Genomic DNA, 13,816 nt, shown 5'->3' with positions numbered 1-13,816 from the left:
TTCGCCTCCATATTAACGCTTCAACATACCGTTGCCCCTGAGGGGCTTTGTAGGGATAACCTTCTCCAAAAAAAGTTTGTCATCACTCCGGCGGAGTGAAGTATGATGAAAACAATAGCAGAAAAAAAGTACTCTCCTTTTTCTGCTCTGTAACACCCACCTTCAAAAGTCAATCCAGTAAATCAATACTTTCAGCGGAAGGTTTAAAAAAGTGCGAAAAACAGGAAAAGGAACACCCTGTTTTGAATTGATCTGAAGTTAGATTAGTACATTTAAATACCAATTCACATAAATACCAATTCACACCCATGCAAATTACAGCTACCATACATCGGGAAAAATACAGCACTACATTAGAAACGCCATCAGGAATATTTATTGCCGATGAGCATTTGGATGTAGGTGGCACTCAAAAAGGAATGAATCCACATGAGTTACTATTATCCAGTTTGGCAACCTGCACTGCCATTACACTTAGAATGTATGCCGACAGAAAAGAATGGCCGTTAAACTGTATTCGGGTACAAGTGAATATTACAACAGAAGCCGAACCGGAAAAAGGTACGCAAATAGAAAGAACCATTCAATTCACTGGAACTTTAACAAAAGAACAGGAGGAACGCTTGCTGTATATTGCCAATCGTTGTCCTATCCATAAAATTTTATCGGGAAGCACACATATTCATACAACGCTAAACCATACGCTATGAATAAAGGAACAATGACAAAAAAATATACTAATGGTGAAATAACCATTGTCTGGAAGCCGGGCGTATGCATTCATTCAGGCATTTGTGTACGCGGATTACCACTTGTTTTTAATACTGATCTGAAACCATGGATTAATATACAGGCAGCCACTACTGCACAATTAATACAGCAGGTAAACCAATGCCCGTCAGGCGCTTTATCTTATTACAATAATATTGCAGAAGATGAAAGCTCGGTTGAAATAAAAGCTGAAACGAAATTGGAAGCAGTACCTGACGGACCCTTATTGGTGTATGGAAATGTATGGATTACAGATGCCTTTGGCCATGAAACAAGAAAGAATAAAGTAACGGCATTTTGCAGATGCGGTCAATCGGGTAATAAACCCTTTTGCGATGGTTCACATAAAAAAGCCGGATTTAAAGATGGGAAACCTACAGTATGAATACAAATAAACGAACAGAATAACTTTCACCTATCAAACACTAATCAGCCACAACACTTTGAAATAAGGGTGCATGCCTTATTTCAATATTTTTTACGTTATGTAAAACAGCAGCAGGTATACCCCTGGCTACCGGTGCTTTCAATTCGTCTATTTCAATCCCATTTACATCATTACAATACATTACAGGCCTTTCATCATTTTCGATTGTTTCAAATTGTATATCACTCAATGTTAAATCCTGCACATGCCGAACAAACAAGCCGTAAGCCGGCGTTTTTCCGAGCAAAAATGGTTCAGGATAACCTTTGGCTAATTCAGGAAACGAACGCAAACCATCAGCCTTTGTACCACCACCTTGGTATTGTACCGTAATATGCCTCAATTGAATATTTTGAATGGCATAATCCGGCACACCGGTGATTTGTATACCACTTAAAGAATCGGCATTCAGTACACGTATATTACTGATATAAATATTTTTTACGCTCCCCTCTTTAGTCGTTGCTAACGGCCCTCTGTTTCTGCTTCCCAATGTAATATAAATAGGGTAATGCCGAACATTTTCCATTACAATATTATCTACAATAATGTTATTCATTTCTCCGCCATCTACTTCCTCTAAGGCCAAGCCATTGCAACTTTTGAATATGCAATTAGACACCACACAATTTCGAAAACCTCCATTCGACTCTGTTCCAAACTTAATGCGGCCACCTGACCATCCAACTTCCGAAGGAATTCTGGTACCATCTAAAAAATTTGAAGTTGAAAAATAAATAACTTACCGGAACCTCTAATAACAATACCTATATTGAAACTTCAGATAATAATTTAAATACAAGCATGCAGTTATGGTAATTTTATAAAAAGTATCTATCTTATGCAACAAAAGTTTTAATGTGAAACAAAAATGTATTTTGGCAACATCACATGCACCCCAACATTACCATCAACAAGTTCTGTTATAACTACATCAGCAGCCACACTGCATAGCATATAGGCATCTGCCTCTGAAAGTTTTTTTGTTTGCATTAAATAATCAATCATTTGCCGAACTGCAATATGAGTGGCAGCATTTAAATCACGGTCAAAGCCCATTGTAATTATATGTGTGGCAGATTCAGCTCTGGGCCATTGTAGACTTTTGCCCTTGTGCACTATAAAATGCAACTTACCGATGAGAGAAGTTTCAATTGCCGTAATATCTACTTCACCATCACCCTGGGCTGCGTGGCCGTCTCCAATCTCAAATAAAGCGCCTTTAACGAAAACCGGCAAATAAAGTGAAGTGCCCGTTACAAGCTCTTTGTTATCTAAATTTCCGCCGTGGATCCAAGGTGGGGCACTATTCCATCTACCCGCTTTTTTAGGTGGCGCAACACCCATACTACCAAAAAAGGGATGTAATGGAATTTCAATTCCATCGGCAAAATGACCTAACATTTTCTCACGGTCTAAATGAATAATTTTTGTTTTACGGTCAAATATTTCATCCGACAAAAAACCACCTTGCCCTATACCATTGTAGCCATAATCAATGGGCAAATCAATGCTGTCAATATGTACCTCTAATACATCGCCAGGCGCTGCTTCTTCTATAAATACAGGCCCTGTCAATACATGCCCGCCTGGCCCACGATCTTTTACAGCCTGTACAGCAATTAATTGCTTTTCTATTTGATTAGCAGGTACCCCAGCCTTGATAAGATGTTCTGGATTAGATGTTAGTACAGTTCGTACTCTTACATAATCGCCAGAATGGATGTGTAAAACCGGTGGCATTTCAGACCAGTAACTTCCCCATACAACTGTTGAATCGGTAGGGTTCAGTATAAAAGGATTTTTTGCCGTTCCTTTCTGTTGGGCATAAGTAAACACGAATAACATTATAGAAAATAATGATAACACTACTTTAGTTTTTGAAGAAGACATATTAGATAATTAAGTTCATTTCTTTAATAATTACAATCATCTGTAAGTTAACCAATATACATGGTTTCCAAATCAAAAATCTTCTAATTCATTTACTTTAATTATTATTATCGATAACATTATTGATCAGCCAATAAAATAGTGTAAAATGAACTGGTATACTTCAAAAAAAATTTGAAAACCAAGAACCATCATCAGAATAATTTTATACTAATTGTCTTAAACATTTTTGAAACAATTGAAAGGATTTCGAGCACTTTTTTTAATAAAGTTCATCGAGGTATACCTATCATTATCGCACGAAAATGCGTTTGCTGCAATAATTAACTGAATGATGAACGGTTTAATAAAGCACAGTTCGCCCCAATTTAGCAGATTCTCTGGCTTTATCCAGAATTTTAACGACCATCAAATTATTTTCTAAAGAATATAAACCATAAGGCGCAATGGTAATATTTTTTCTAAGTACGGCATATAGATATGCATAGGGGTTAGTAAACACCTGAATATCGTTTGCTGTAATAATTTTTTCTTTTTCCTCCTGTTCATTTTTGCGGAAACGCATTTTTTCAGCATTTACCGAAATGATATACCCCGTATCCCCATATACTTCCATATCTTTTCGACTAAAAGGCCAATTCCAAGAGGCCATAATAATGGCCTGTGTTGTTGGATAATTAATGATGATAGTTGCATCATCATCAACCTTTGGATAAATATCAGGTTTAAATTGACGGGTAACTGCCTGTATGGAAATGGGTTGTGCACCATGCATTATCCGGGTAATCAAGTTTGCACCATAACATCCAAAATCAATAATTGCGCCACCTCCTTTTTCAACAGGGTCGGTTAACCACTTAAAGAATGCTTTCGGCACGCCTATTTCTTTCGGTCCCTGATGCCCGTCATGAAAGACAACTTTCCTGATATGCCCAACATAATTACTGTCCTTCAATAATTCAAATGTTTTTTCAGTGGAAGGATACCAGGATGTTTCATAATTGGTTAAAAGAAGTATGTGAAATTGTTGTGCTAATTTTTGCATTGCAACTGCATCCTTATAATTGGTTGCTAATGGCTTTTCAAGCATTACATGTATCCCCCTGGGAGCACAGGCTTGCACTACTTTTAAATGATCATGGATAGAACCATAAGCCAGAACCGCCTCTGGTTTCAACTTATCAAGAGCTAAACCCAGATGAGTATAAAATAAACTGCTATCTAAATGATACTGTTGAATGGTTTGTTTAATTAATTGCAGATCTGGTTCATAGATACCAATTACATTAACATCTTTCCGGTGTATATTATTTAAAATCCATGCAACATGCCCATGACTGATTCCTGCCACTACTACACGAACAGGCATATTTTTTATATCAATCTTTTTTTGAGCCAAAATATAAGGAATAATGATACATTGAAAACAAAATAAAAAAATCAATTTTTTCACTGGTGCTAACATAATTATTTGGTTTTATAATTTTTTTACTAAATCATATTAAAAAGGATATTATAATAATTAAAAAAATATTACACAAACCATTGAACAAATAAAAATTTTTGCATTTAAAGAGATGCCGTTATTTTATATTTATCCATACCTTTATTCTAATCAATTTCAATTAACCCCTTTCGAAAATATAAATATTTTTACAACCCATATTTAATTTTTAAAAAAATAATAAATATAATAGGCTATGCGAATGTTTACTACACTAATTACCATTATTTTAGTGCCCTTCTTTTGTGAAGCACAAAATAACAATGCGCTTATACAAGCACATATAAACAAATTTATAAATTCCGAGAAATACACACTCGAAGTGGCGTCTGAAATGCCCGATTCTTTGTATAATTTCAGGCCGGTAAGTACCGAAATGTCTTTTAAACAACAACTAATTCATTTGGGTAAAAATATAATTTGGCTTTGCATAAAGTATTTAAATGAACAACCAAATTTACCGTCATTTTCGAACAACCTGGTAGCAGAAGAAATGAATAAAGACCAGACTATAAACTTCGTAAAAAAAGCCTATGAATATGGTATAACATCATTTAAACATTTGGATACAGCCAGTTTAATGAAAAAATTTGATTGGTCAGGTACCCAATTAAATAAAATCCAATTCCTTAATTTAATAGAAGATCATCAAACACACCACAGAGCCGAATTACTTGTTTATCTTAGGTTAAATAACATTAAACCACCTGAATATATTGGCTGGTAAATGAAATTAAATAACTTAAATTTCTCCACTGATTATAATGAAAAAAATTTCAGAGTCATTAATATGCACCTAATTTTCACATCATTACCTTCTCGCGGTTTTACCGACTAAGTTAACTATAATATTTTCAATTTTACTAAAATATAAATATATATTATTGAAGTAAAAGTATTAAAACGAATGGCTCCTTAAAATATTTTTTTATATAGTTTCACTTCATTACATTCGGTATGTTATAATATTTGTTAAAAGGATTACTTCTTTTAAATTTTATTACATGTTGAACCGATTGATTGCCTTTTATTTATACCCACCAATAGCTTCAACCACTTTAAGCGCTAAACACATTGCTTTTGTACTTTCATTAAAAATATTTATAATTTATATAATATATTTTTTGATGTATAAAAAAATAAATTTCAGTTACACACAATAAATAAATGATTAATAAAATTTTATGAATAAAAAATTAATTTTATGGTCTGTTACCGTTGGTTTAGGCGGCTTATTGTTTGGTATGGATGTAGCCGTTATATCGGGAGCCGAGCAGGCAATTCAACAACTCTGGCAACTTAGCAACTGGATGCATGGAACGGCTATTGCCATGGCATTGTATGGTACCGCATTTGGAGCGGCGCTGGGTAATATTCCTGCTAATAAAATAGGCCGAAAAAAATCTTTGTTTTGGATTGGTATTTTATTTTTAATTACCTCGTTAGGTGCTGCAGTTTCTACTAACGTATATGCGTTTATGCTCTTTCGTTTTATCAGCGGACTTAGTATTGGAGCCTCATCAGTAGTAGCACCGGTTTATATTTCTGAAATAGCACCCGCCAAATATCGGGGACGCATGGTTATTTCTTTTCAGTTGAATGTAGTGGCTGGTATTTTACTAGCCTATTTTTCAAATTATTTACTACAGGGCTTTGATGGAAAAAACGACTGGCGCTGGATGCTGGGTGTAGTTGCCATTCCTTCAGCTGCATTTTCCATACTGATGCTATTTACCCCTGAAACACCCCGTTGGCTGGTATTGTATAAAAAAGATGATGCAGCAGCCAGGAAAGTATTGGCTTTAACAGAAGATACGACCGACCATTTAATTGAACGCATTAAAAATTCAGTAAGTTCTAGTAAAGAAAAACTTTTCCAGAAAAAAAATACACGTTTGTTAATACTCGCTTTTTTGATTGCATTTTTTAACCAGCTCTCGGGCATTAATGCCATTATTTATTTTGCACCCAAAGTATTTGAAATGGCCGGCATTGGCCGCAGCGCCGCTTTATTTTCAACAGTAGGCATTGGTGTGGTGAATTTAATTTTTACCATTATTGGTTGGTCGCTGATTGATAAATTTGGCCGCCGAACGCTTATGTTTATTGGCTCTTTCGGATATATTGTTTCTTTATCATTAATTGCGATTGCTTTCAATAGCGCCAATCACAGCATGATTGTATATTATGTATTTCTATTTATTGCGGCACATGCAGTTGGGCAGGGGGCTGTTATTTGGGTATTTTTATCAGAACTTTTTCCCAATGCCATTCGCGCCAGTGGTACTTCATTTGGCTGTTTAACGCATTGGACATTTGCGGCATTGGTAGCACAAGTATTTCCCTTTTTCGCAGCAACAGTATCGGGCACCCTTATTTTTGGTTTCTTTGCTTTTATGATGGTGTTACAATTGTTGTACGTGTGGAAAATGATGCCCGAAACAAAAGGTGTTGCCTTAGAAAATATGGAAAGCACCATTGTGCTGCATTAAAAACATTGTGCCTTTCATGGCTTAATGCAATCCATCAATAAATGTTACAATGGCTTCAACCAATTGTGCGCTGATGGGTAATTGCGGATTATTATAGGTATCTATATTGGCATTTCTATCACCTGTAACCATTTTAAAAATATGATTCATATGGGGAATCATCACCAATTTTGCTTTCGTACTCGCCTTTGCCAATAATTGTGCATCTGCTTCACTCACCTGAATATCATTCATGCCCTGAATAATACATACAGGCAAATTGCTTAGCTGTTGTATAACAGTGGTAGGATTATACCGAAACCAGGATATTAAATAAGGCTGAATAGAAGGCCTAAACAGGTTATACAATAAGGGGTTAACGTATTGTAAGGTTTTACCCATTTCTAATGTATCAATATCAGCATATATCCAATTACGTATTACTTCCGGCTGTTTAGCCAACTGTTCTTTCAATAATGTACCGGCAGATTTACCTGCACCGGCTATCGACACAAATGCATCAGCGCTATGTTTTGAGGCTAACATACCAATTAAAGAACCTTCGCTATGCCCAATAACAATGATTGAATTAAATCTTTTATCCCTGTGCAATAATTGCAACCAGGCAATGGCATCTTGTACATAATCAGTAAACCGAATGTCAGACTCACTTTTTAATGCGGCTGCACTGGCACCAATACCGCGTTTATCGAACCGCACAGAGGCAATGCCATGTGTAGCCAAACTATCAGCCAGCATTTTTAAACTCTGGTTTTGCATGGAAGGATTATTGCCATTACGATCGGTAGGGCCCGAACCGGCAATAATGAGTGCCACGGGCATGGGGGCAGTACTTTCAGGCAGCGATAAGGTTCCTTCAATAGTACCGGCAGGAGTATGCAATGCAATTGGTAATTCATGAAATACAGAATGCACCTGTGCTTGTAAGGCAACAACAAAATGCAGGCAGGTATATAAAAGCAATACTAATTGTTTAAGCATGGCGTGTCTTTAAACCTTGAAATTAAGCAGTACCTTTTGATAAAGGGGAAAATACTGCCCTGTTTATCAGATAAAGGTTATTGATTTTTTTTCAGATAATCATCTACCAATTTTGCTGTATGCGCCAAATTATTAACTCCATATCCATCTAAATGTCCAGGTATAACATAAGCCGCCTGCGCAAATTTCTGAATGGTTTGTTGAATTGCCACACGCCAGGCAGGTACATTGGCATCTGACAGATTACCTATATCATTTGTTTCCTTACTCTTTATGAAACATCCACCATATAATATTTTATCGTTGGGAAACCAAACCACAATATTATCACTACTATGCCCTTCGCCCGGATAAAATGTTTGGAACTGAACATTCCCAACACTAAAAACAGTATCTTTTGTAAAAACATATTGGGCTATCCCTTCATTTTTTTCCCTGCATAAATTTTGCGTTGCTGTTGAACTGTATGTGGCAATTCCCTTTGTTGCATAATAAGGTAAACCAGCGGTACGATCGCTGTGAAAATGGGTGGCAATGCAGAGCACTACATTTTGATGGTGGCGGGCTTGAATACTATCTAACAAAGGTTGAAACTGCGTAGTATCCCACGGCGTATCCAACAATACTACTCCGTTATTGGTTACTACATACATACCATTGGAAGGATATGGCATACCATTTATGTTACCATAAGTAGTAAAAATATAAAAATTACCATTCAAATGCTTTATTAAAAGTAAGTGATGGGTCGATTGGGCATAATTTGGCTCCCATGCAAAACATACCAATAATGTTATTAAACTATACTTCCATATTGAATTCATTCGAAGCAGTGATAACTTAGTAGAAATATTTGTGAGCATCTTCAAGATTTAAGCACAAATAATAAATGTAATTTTAGCATAAAGTATATTTACTTTCTATTGTCGGTCTAATTGTAATATGCTTTGTAATAGTACATTGGCTCCTTTATAAATTGCTTCAGGTGTGGAATATTCTTTGGGTGAATGGCTAATACCTCCCACACTTGGGATAAAAATCATTCCGGCTGGTGCCAATAATGCCATTTCCTGTGCATCGTGCCCGGCTCCACTGGGCATAACTTTATAAGAATATCCTAATTGTGTAGTGGAAGTTTTAATGATATCTTGAATTTTACGGTTCATCAAAGCCGGTTTAGATGACATGTGTAGGTTTTTAAAACTAATAGTAGTAGCCGTTTGGGTTGCAATACTATCTGCGCGAAGTTCAATTGCTTTAAACATATTCCAAATTTTTTTTTCATCAAGGTCTCGTAATTCAAGGCTAAATACAACTTTACCGGGAATTACATTTGTGGCACCAGGTTCCACAGCTATTTTGCCTACATTGCACACTTGTCTACCTGGTATGCCTTTCACGATATCATTGATAGACACAATTAACTTTGCTGCTGCCAGTAAAGCATCCTGTCGGTGTAGCATTGGTGTAGTACCTGCATGGTTAGCAAATCCGTTGATAGTTACTTCCCATTCTTCAATACCTACAATTCCCTCTACTATACCAATGTCCTTTTTTTCATTTTCCAGAAAAGCTCCTTGCTCAATGTGCAGCTCCAAATAAGCTGCAAAACTCCCTTTAGGCTTTATTGCATCTGCAAGCTTGTCTGGATTACCTCCAACAGCACGAATACCTTCAGCAATGGTTAATCCACTGGAACTTATTTCATGTAGTGCTGATTTGTTGAGATTACCTGCTATAGCATGACTGCCTACTACCCCTCCTTCCTCATCCGTAAAATCAATTACCTGCAAGGGGTGTCGGGTAACAACATGATGTTCCTGCAATACCTGCATCACTTCAATGGCACTAATTACACCTACTGCTCCATCGTAATTACCACCTAGTGGTACCATATCGGTATGAGAACCCATGACGATGGGCAATAATGACATATCTTGTCCAGCTCTGCTGCCAATAATATTACCAGCAGCATCAATATGCACATCCAAACCGTTTTTTTTCATCAGTTTGCTTATATAAGCCCGTCCTTCTATATCGCCTTTACTGAAAGCTACACGGTTACCTCTACCCAGACTATCTTTACCATATTGTGCCAGTTCACAAATGTATTGTTTTATACTTTCCTGATTTGTCCTTAACACAGTTCTATTAACAGTCTGTTGACCAAAAATATATATACTAAACAGCATAGCTGTCATGGAAAATAATGACCGGCGCTCCATTTGTTTCATTGTTCAATGGGTAATTAATATTAGGAACTCATATTTACCTAATTATAAATTTACTCTTTTTAGCAAGAAATTGGGAAAATAATTTCATTTACTGAACAATTTATTGCGCGTTGCAACATTTTAATATCCCCCTGATAATTTTATTAATAAATTAATGACAACAGCAATTTAATACTGTAAAATTGTTTTGCTTACAATTATAATAAAAGCGGATTTAAAGCTTACTTACTATTCAAAAAACACTTTTGATTACAAAAATGAAATTTTTGTAGTTTTTTCCCATTTTACCCGCTAATCAGAGAGCTTTTTTAAAAACTGGATGCAAAGCTTTTCAAAACAGTAATAGACCATATGATATTCCAAAAACGTTTATTTTTTAAATGAGCTAAACAACCTTTTTCTAAAATATTACGTATGTAATATTATAATTAACCCCCTGCGATAACAATAACGCAGTTTAAATTATTGAAAAAAATAAAAAACAGGCATAAATAAAGAAGAAAGACGATAATTTTTTTTCAAAATAAACCATGAAATATTTTGCTCTCGTCTAACCAATAAAATTAAATTATAATGAGAATAAGCATAAATAAACATAAACATGTATACATTCTCATCATTGTTATCATTTTATGTTCTTTAATATATGCCTGGTATTTATACAATAAACCACACCAGGGTGTAGAAAAAAGCAAACCTGTAATAACTACTTCAGCAGTTAACTTTTATCATCTATATTCTGAAAATGAAGGTGAAGGTGATAAAAAATTTTCAGGAAAAGTAATTGAACTGAGTGGTATAGTAGACGATGTTGAGCTAAGCGATAGTTCTTTTAGTGTGCATCTTGCTGCCGGAAATACATTAAGTGGTATTAATTGCAGTATGTATTTCCCGAAAAAAAAACAAATAGAGCCTCCTAAAATTGGATCAGTGATACTTATCAAAGGAAGATGTGCAGGCTATTTAATGGATGTAAATTTAGTTGATTGTATTATAGAAAAATAAGAGCAAAAAATGTATTCTAAAACATAACAAAATGAAAAATAAAATAATATTTTTTTTAGCCCTTCTGCTATCATCTCTTTTATTCTTTGAAAGTTGTACCAAACAAAGTGAAGACCAGCTTTTATCTCCCTCAACACTTTCCTGCGATACCATCAATGTGCAATATAGCACTACTATTGTTGCCATACTTAATGCCAACTGTTATCGTTGCCATGGAGCAGTAACAAATGGGGGCAGTGGTGGCATTATTCTTGAAGGCTATTTTAATTTAAAAAAATGGGCTGATAATGGTTATTTGGTTGGGAACATAACACATGCACCCGGATATGTGCCGATGCCTTACGATGGAGGCAAATTATCTGACTGCGATATTAACAAAATAAAAGCATGGATAAATCAGGGTACAAAAAATAATTAATTTTTAAAAATGGTGATATGAAAAAAATATTATTATGGGTCTGTTTAAACCTGTTTTTTTTCTTAGGATATAGCCAGATATATCTTACTAGAACAGGATTTATTGGTTTTTATTCCAAAACACCGTTTGAAGATATAAGAGCTGAAAATAATCAGGTATATGCCGCCATTGATACACATAATAAAGACATTGCATTTGTTTTATTGATGAAAAGCTTTCTATTCACAAAAGAATTGATGCAGGAACACTTCAACGAAAATTATGCGGAAACAGATAAATTTCCTAAAGCCAATTTTATTGGTAAATTCTCTGGTACGGTTGATGTTTCAAAGGAAGGGGTTTATCCAATTAATGTAAATGGTAATCTAACTATTCATGGAATAACCCACAATATACAAACACCCGCAACCCTACAGGTTAAAGCGGGTAAACTTTTGGGACATGCACAATTTTATATAAAACCTGAAGATTATGGTATCAGTATTCCTTCGATTGTACGCAATAAAATTGAAGAAAAAATGAATGTAATAGTAGATATTACCTGTACAACAAAATAAAAATAATATGCGAACAAGAAAAATTTTCCTGTTTATTTTTTTAGTAGGCATTTGTAAAAACATACAAGCGCAGGATTCCTCGTTTCTATCTATGTTAAACGATTCGGTAGCTGCACATGCTAAAACCACCTATGTTACCGGAACATTTAAGGGCAACCATATTGTAAATATGCAAACGGTTGAATCGCCTGCAAAAGGTGCTATGTATTTTCTTATTATGCATAGGTTTGGCGCATTAAACAGTGGGGCTTATAATTTATTTGGATTGGATAATGCAACATTACGTCTTGGTTTTGACTATGGTATTACGGATCTTCTTTCGGTGGGTGTTGGCAGAACTTCATTAGATAAAGCTTTTGATGGTTATGTAAAATATAAATTTGTAAGACAGACTGATGGCAGCAATAAAATTCCGGTAACAGCAGATATACTTTTGGGAGTATCGAATTATACCCAACGTTACCCAGATAAACCATATTTAGATGCCAGCTACCGTACAGTATATACAGCACAATTTTTAGTTGCAAGAAAATTTAAAAAATACTCATTACAAATAGTGCCCACTTTCCTCCACTACAATCTAGTGCCTACAGCTCAGGATGCCAATAATATCTTTGCAATCGGTATTGGAGGGCGCGTAAAACTTACCAATAGAATGAGTATTACAAGCGAATACAATTATCTTCCACCTAATCAAATAGTATCGATGACTGTATATAATTCTCTTTCTTTTGCCTGGGAAATAGAAACAGGCGGGCATGTATTTCAACTAGTCTTCTCCAACTCGCAGGGAATGACAGAACCTTACTATATTACCCGAACTGCAGGAAGTTGGGCGAATGGAGATATTTATTTCGGATTTAATATTTCACGAAATTTTAATATAACAAAACATGCAAAGTTAAAATAGTATAGTATTTTCTATCCAACTACAATGATTGTACTACGTTTCATATAATACCTATATATTATCATACTATTTAACAAACGCGGCTTTTTTAAAATCTACTTTCAATACTACACCTGCCTGAATTCCAATGCCATTACTTTCCACGTTATTGATTTTTCCGCTCAAGTTAAAAATGCCAATTTCAGGAATTATACCAATTACTGAATTCAGGTTACTAGACAATCCGATACTCCCGCCAAATATGCTAACATAATTATTATCTTTACCGCCCAATGCACTTGGTATAACTGTTTGCAAAAGTCTGCTATTAAATGTGATGGAAGTACTACTATTCAATTGTCGGGTGATAGAAATGGCCACCCCGGGCGACCAAGCAGATTTATTGTTATCCAATATTTTCAAATAAGCATAACCCCCGCCGGCAATTACAGCTATTTGGTAGGGCGCAGTAATATTGGTTAATCGCAGTTTTGCATCTATAGCACTTCCTAAAGTTGGGCCTACTATTAACCATGGTATGGGAACAGTACAAAGCCTGCAACCAATATCTAAATTTTTTGAAATTCCATAACTTAAACCCGCATGTGCTAAAAAGGGCGTATAATTAGTGGTAGCCGGGGTTTT

The 13,816-nt window shown here is 35.3% G+C and carries 16 protein-coding genes; 9 read left to right on the top strand and 7 right to left on the bottom strand.

The annotated features are described in order from the left end of the window. Positions 1–308: 308 nt before the first annotated feature. Both EO766_RS16170 and EO766_RS16165 read left to right on the top strand, forming a co-directional pair. The gene (locus EO766_RS16170; RefSeq protein WP_074420054.1) at positions 309–710 is read left to right on the top strand and encodes an OsmC family protein; all 402 of its coding nucleotides are present in this window, start codon (positions 309–311) and stop codon (positions 708–710) included. Beyond that, a complete protein-coding gene (locus EO766_RS16165) occupies positions 707–1,156 on the top strand; it encodes a (4Fe-4S)-binding protein (protein WP_074420053.1) in 450 nt (149 codons plus the stop codon). The genes EO766_RS16170 and EO766_RS16165 overlap by 4 nt, the downstream gene beginning before the upstream one ends. A gap of 40 nt (positions 1,157–1,196) precedes the next feature. On the opposite strand, the gene EO766_RS16160 is transcribed toward EO766_RS16165, so the two are convergent. After that, complete coding sequence (locus EO766_RS16160; RefSeq protein ID WP_074420052.1) at positions 1,197–1,787, bottom strand: hypothetical protein; 591 nt, start codon at positions 1,785–1,787, stop codon at positions 1,197–1,199. Positions 1,788–1,806: 19 nt separating this feature from the next. On the opposite strand from EO766_RS16160, the gene EO766_RS16155 reads away from it, so the two are divergent. Then, positions 1,807–1,935 (top strand): hypothetical protein, encoded by a 129-nt coding sequence (locus tag EO766_RS16155; RefSeq protein ID WP_262900187.1) that lies wholly within the window; start codon positions 1,807–1,809, stop codon positions 1,933–1,935. Positions 1,936–2,053: 118 nt separating this feature from the next. Here the strand turns inward: EO766_RS16155 and EO766_RS16150 are convergent, their stop codons facing one another. Then, positions 2,054–3,091 (bottom strand): acetamidase/formamidase family protein, encoded by a 1,038-nt coding sequence (locus EO766_RS16150; protein WP_218331627.1) that lies wholly within the window; start codon positions 3,089–3,091, stop codon positions 2,054–2,056. Positions 3,092–3,434: 343 nt separating this feature from the next. Further along, on the bottom strand, positions 3,435–4,556 hold the full coding sequence (locus EO766_RS16145; protein WP_074420051.1) for a Gfo/Idh/MocA family protein: 1,122 nt from the start codon (positions 4,554–4,556) through the stop codon (positions 3,435–3,437). A gap of 241 nt (positions 4,557–4,797) precedes the next feature. Between EO766_RS16145 and EO766_RS16140 the strand changes: the two genes are divergently transcribed. Together EO766_RS16140 and EO766_RS16135 are read left to right on the top strand one after the other, a co-directional pair. Beyond that, the gene (locus EO766_RS16140; RefSeq protein ID WP_074420050.1) at positions 4,798–5,322 is read left to right on the top strand and encodes a DinB family protein; all 525 of its coding nucleotides are present in this window, start codon (positions 4,798–4,800) and stop codon (positions 5,320–5,322) included. Positions 5,323–5,779: 457 nt separating this feature from the next. Continuing rightward, a complete protein-coding gene (locus EO766_RS16135) occupies positions 5,780–7,087 on the top strand; it encodes a sugar porter family MFS transporter (RefSeq protein ID WP_074420049.1) in 1,308 nt (435 codons plus the stop codon). Between the two features lie 21 nt (positions 7,088–7,108). Here EO766_RS16135 and EO766_RS16130 read toward each other — a convergent pair whose 3' ends face one another. The 3 genes from EO766_RS16130 to EO766_RS16120 all read right to left on the bottom strand — a co-directional run bounded on the left by EO766_RS16130 (position 7,109) and on the right by EO766_RS16120 (position 10,302). Then, the gene (locus tag EO766_RS16130) at positions 7,109–8,068 is read right to left on the bottom strand and encodes an alpha/beta hydrolase family protein (protein WP_074420048.1); all 960 of its coding nucleotides are present in this window, start codon (positions 8,066–8,068) and stop codon (positions 7,109–7,111) included. A gap of 77 nt (positions 8,069–8,145) precedes the next feature. Further along, positions 8,146–8,892: a BlaB/IND/MUS family subclass B1 metallo-beta-lactamase gene (gene bla / locus EO766_RS16125; protein ID WP_179855954.1), complete on the bottom strand. Its 747-nt coding sequence runs from the start codon at positions 8,890–8,892 to the stop codon at positions 8,146–8,148. A gap of 96 nt (positions 8,893–8,988) precedes the next feature. Beyond that, entirely contained in the window at positions 8,989–10,302 is a 1,314-nt protein-coding gene (locus EO766_RS16120) for a Zn-dependent hydrolase (protein ID WP_287101531.1), read from the bottom strand. A 573-nt stretch (positions 10,303–10,875) separates the two neighbouring features. On the opposite strand from EO766_RS16120, the gene EO766_RS16115 reads away from it, so the two are divergent. Genes EO766_RS16115 through EO766_RS16100 form a run of 4 tightly spaced genes read left to right on the top strand, consistent with a single transcriptional unit; the run spans position 10,876 to position 13,192 of the window. Then, complete coding sequence (locus EO766_RS16115; protein WP_074420595.1) at positions 10,876–11,307, top strand: OB-fold protein; 432 nt, start codon at positions 10,876–10,878, stop codon at positions 11,305–11,307. Between the two features lie 31 nt (positions 11,308–11,338). After that, positions 11,339–11,725 carry a c-type cytochrome gene (locus EO766_RS16110; protein WP_074420594.1) on the top strand — a complete coding sequence of 129 codons (387 nt, stop codon included), beginning with the start codon at positions 11,339–11,341 and terminating at the stop codon, positions 11,723–11,725. Between the two features lie 17 nt (positions 11,726–11,742). Continuing rightward, a complete protein-coding gene (locus EO766_RS16105) occupies positions 11,743–12,282 on the top strand; it encodes a YceI family protein (RefSeq protein ID WP_074420593.1) in 540 nt (179 codons plus the stop codon). 7 nt (positions 12,283–12,289) lie between these two features. Continuing rightward, positions 12,290–13,192, top strand: a complete 903-nt coding sequence (locus tag EO766_RS16100; protein WP_287101528.1) for a DUF5777 family beta-barrel protein — start codon at positions 12,290–12,292, stop codon at positions 13,190–13,192. 66 nt (positions 13,193–13,258) lie between these two features. Here the strand turns inward: EO766_RS16100 and EO766_RS16095 are convergent. Beyond that, positions 13,259–13,816: hypothetical protein (locus EO766_RS16095; RefSeq protein WP_287101527.1), on the bottom strand; the 558-nt coding region annotated here is incomplete at its 5' end.

It is taken from the genome of Hydrotalea sp. AMD, assembly GCF_004100315.1.
Classification (GTDB): Bacteria; Bacteroidota; Bacteroidia; order Chitinophagales; family Chitinophagaceae; genus Hydrotalea; species Hydrotalea flava.
The sequence above is the reverse complement of the archived record's forward strand: the minus strand, read 5'-3'. Positions and strand labels throughout refer to the sequence as shown.

Coding starts and splice junctions, on each gene's coding strand:
- EO766_RS16170 (WP_074420054.1), top strand. CDS start 309: ATGCAAATTACAGCTACCATACATCGGGAAAAATACAGCACTACATTA.
- EO766_RS16165 (WP_074420053.1), top strand. CDS start 707: ATGAATAAAGGAACAATGACAAAAAAATATACTAATGGTGAAATAACC.
- EO766_RS16155 (WP_262900187.1), top strand. CDS start 1,807: ATGCAATTAGACACCACACAATTTCGAAAACCTCCATTCGACTCTGTT.
- EO766_RS16150 (WP_218331627.1), bottom strand. CDS start 3,091: ATGTCTTCTTCAAAAACTAAAGTAGTGTTATCATTATTTTCTATAATG.
- EO766_RS16145 (WP_074420051.1), bottom strand. CDS start 4,556: ATGTTAGCACCAGTGAAAAAATTGATTTTTTTATTTTGTTTTCAATGT.
- EO766_RS16140 (WP_074420050.1), top strand. CDS start 4,798: ATGTTTACTACACTAATTACCATTATTTTAGTGCCCTTCTTTTGTGAA.
- EO766_RS16135 (WP_074420049.1), top strand. CDS start 5,780: ATGAATAAAAAATTAATTTTATGGTCTGTTACCGTTGGTTTAGGCGGC.
- EO766_RS16130 (WP_074420048.1), bottom strand. CDS start 8,068: ATGCTTAAACAATTAGTATTGCTTTTATATACCTGCCTGCATTTTGTT.
- bla (WP_179855954.1), bottom strand. CDS start 8,892: ATGAATTCAATATGGAAGTATAGTTTAATAACATTATTGGTATGTTTT.
- EO766_RS16120 (WP_287101531.1), bottom strand. CDS start 10,302: ATGAAACAAATGGAGCGCCGGTCATTATTTTCCATGACAGCTATGCTG.
- EO766_RS16115 (WP_074420595.1), top strand. CDS start 10,876: ATGAGAATAAGCATAAATAAACATAAACATGTATACATTCTCATCATT.
- EO766_RS16110 (WP_074420594.1), top strand. CDS start 11,339: ATGAAAAATAAAATAATATTTTTTTTAGCCCTTCTGCTATCATCTCTT.
- EO766_RS16105 (WP_074420593.1), top strand. CDS start 11,743: ATGAAAAAAATATTATTATGGGTCTGTTTAAACCTGTTTTTTTTCTTA.
- EO766_RS16100 (WP_287101528.1), top strand. CDS start 12,290: ATGCGAACAAGAAAAATTTTCCTGTTTATTTTTTTAGTAGGCATTTGT.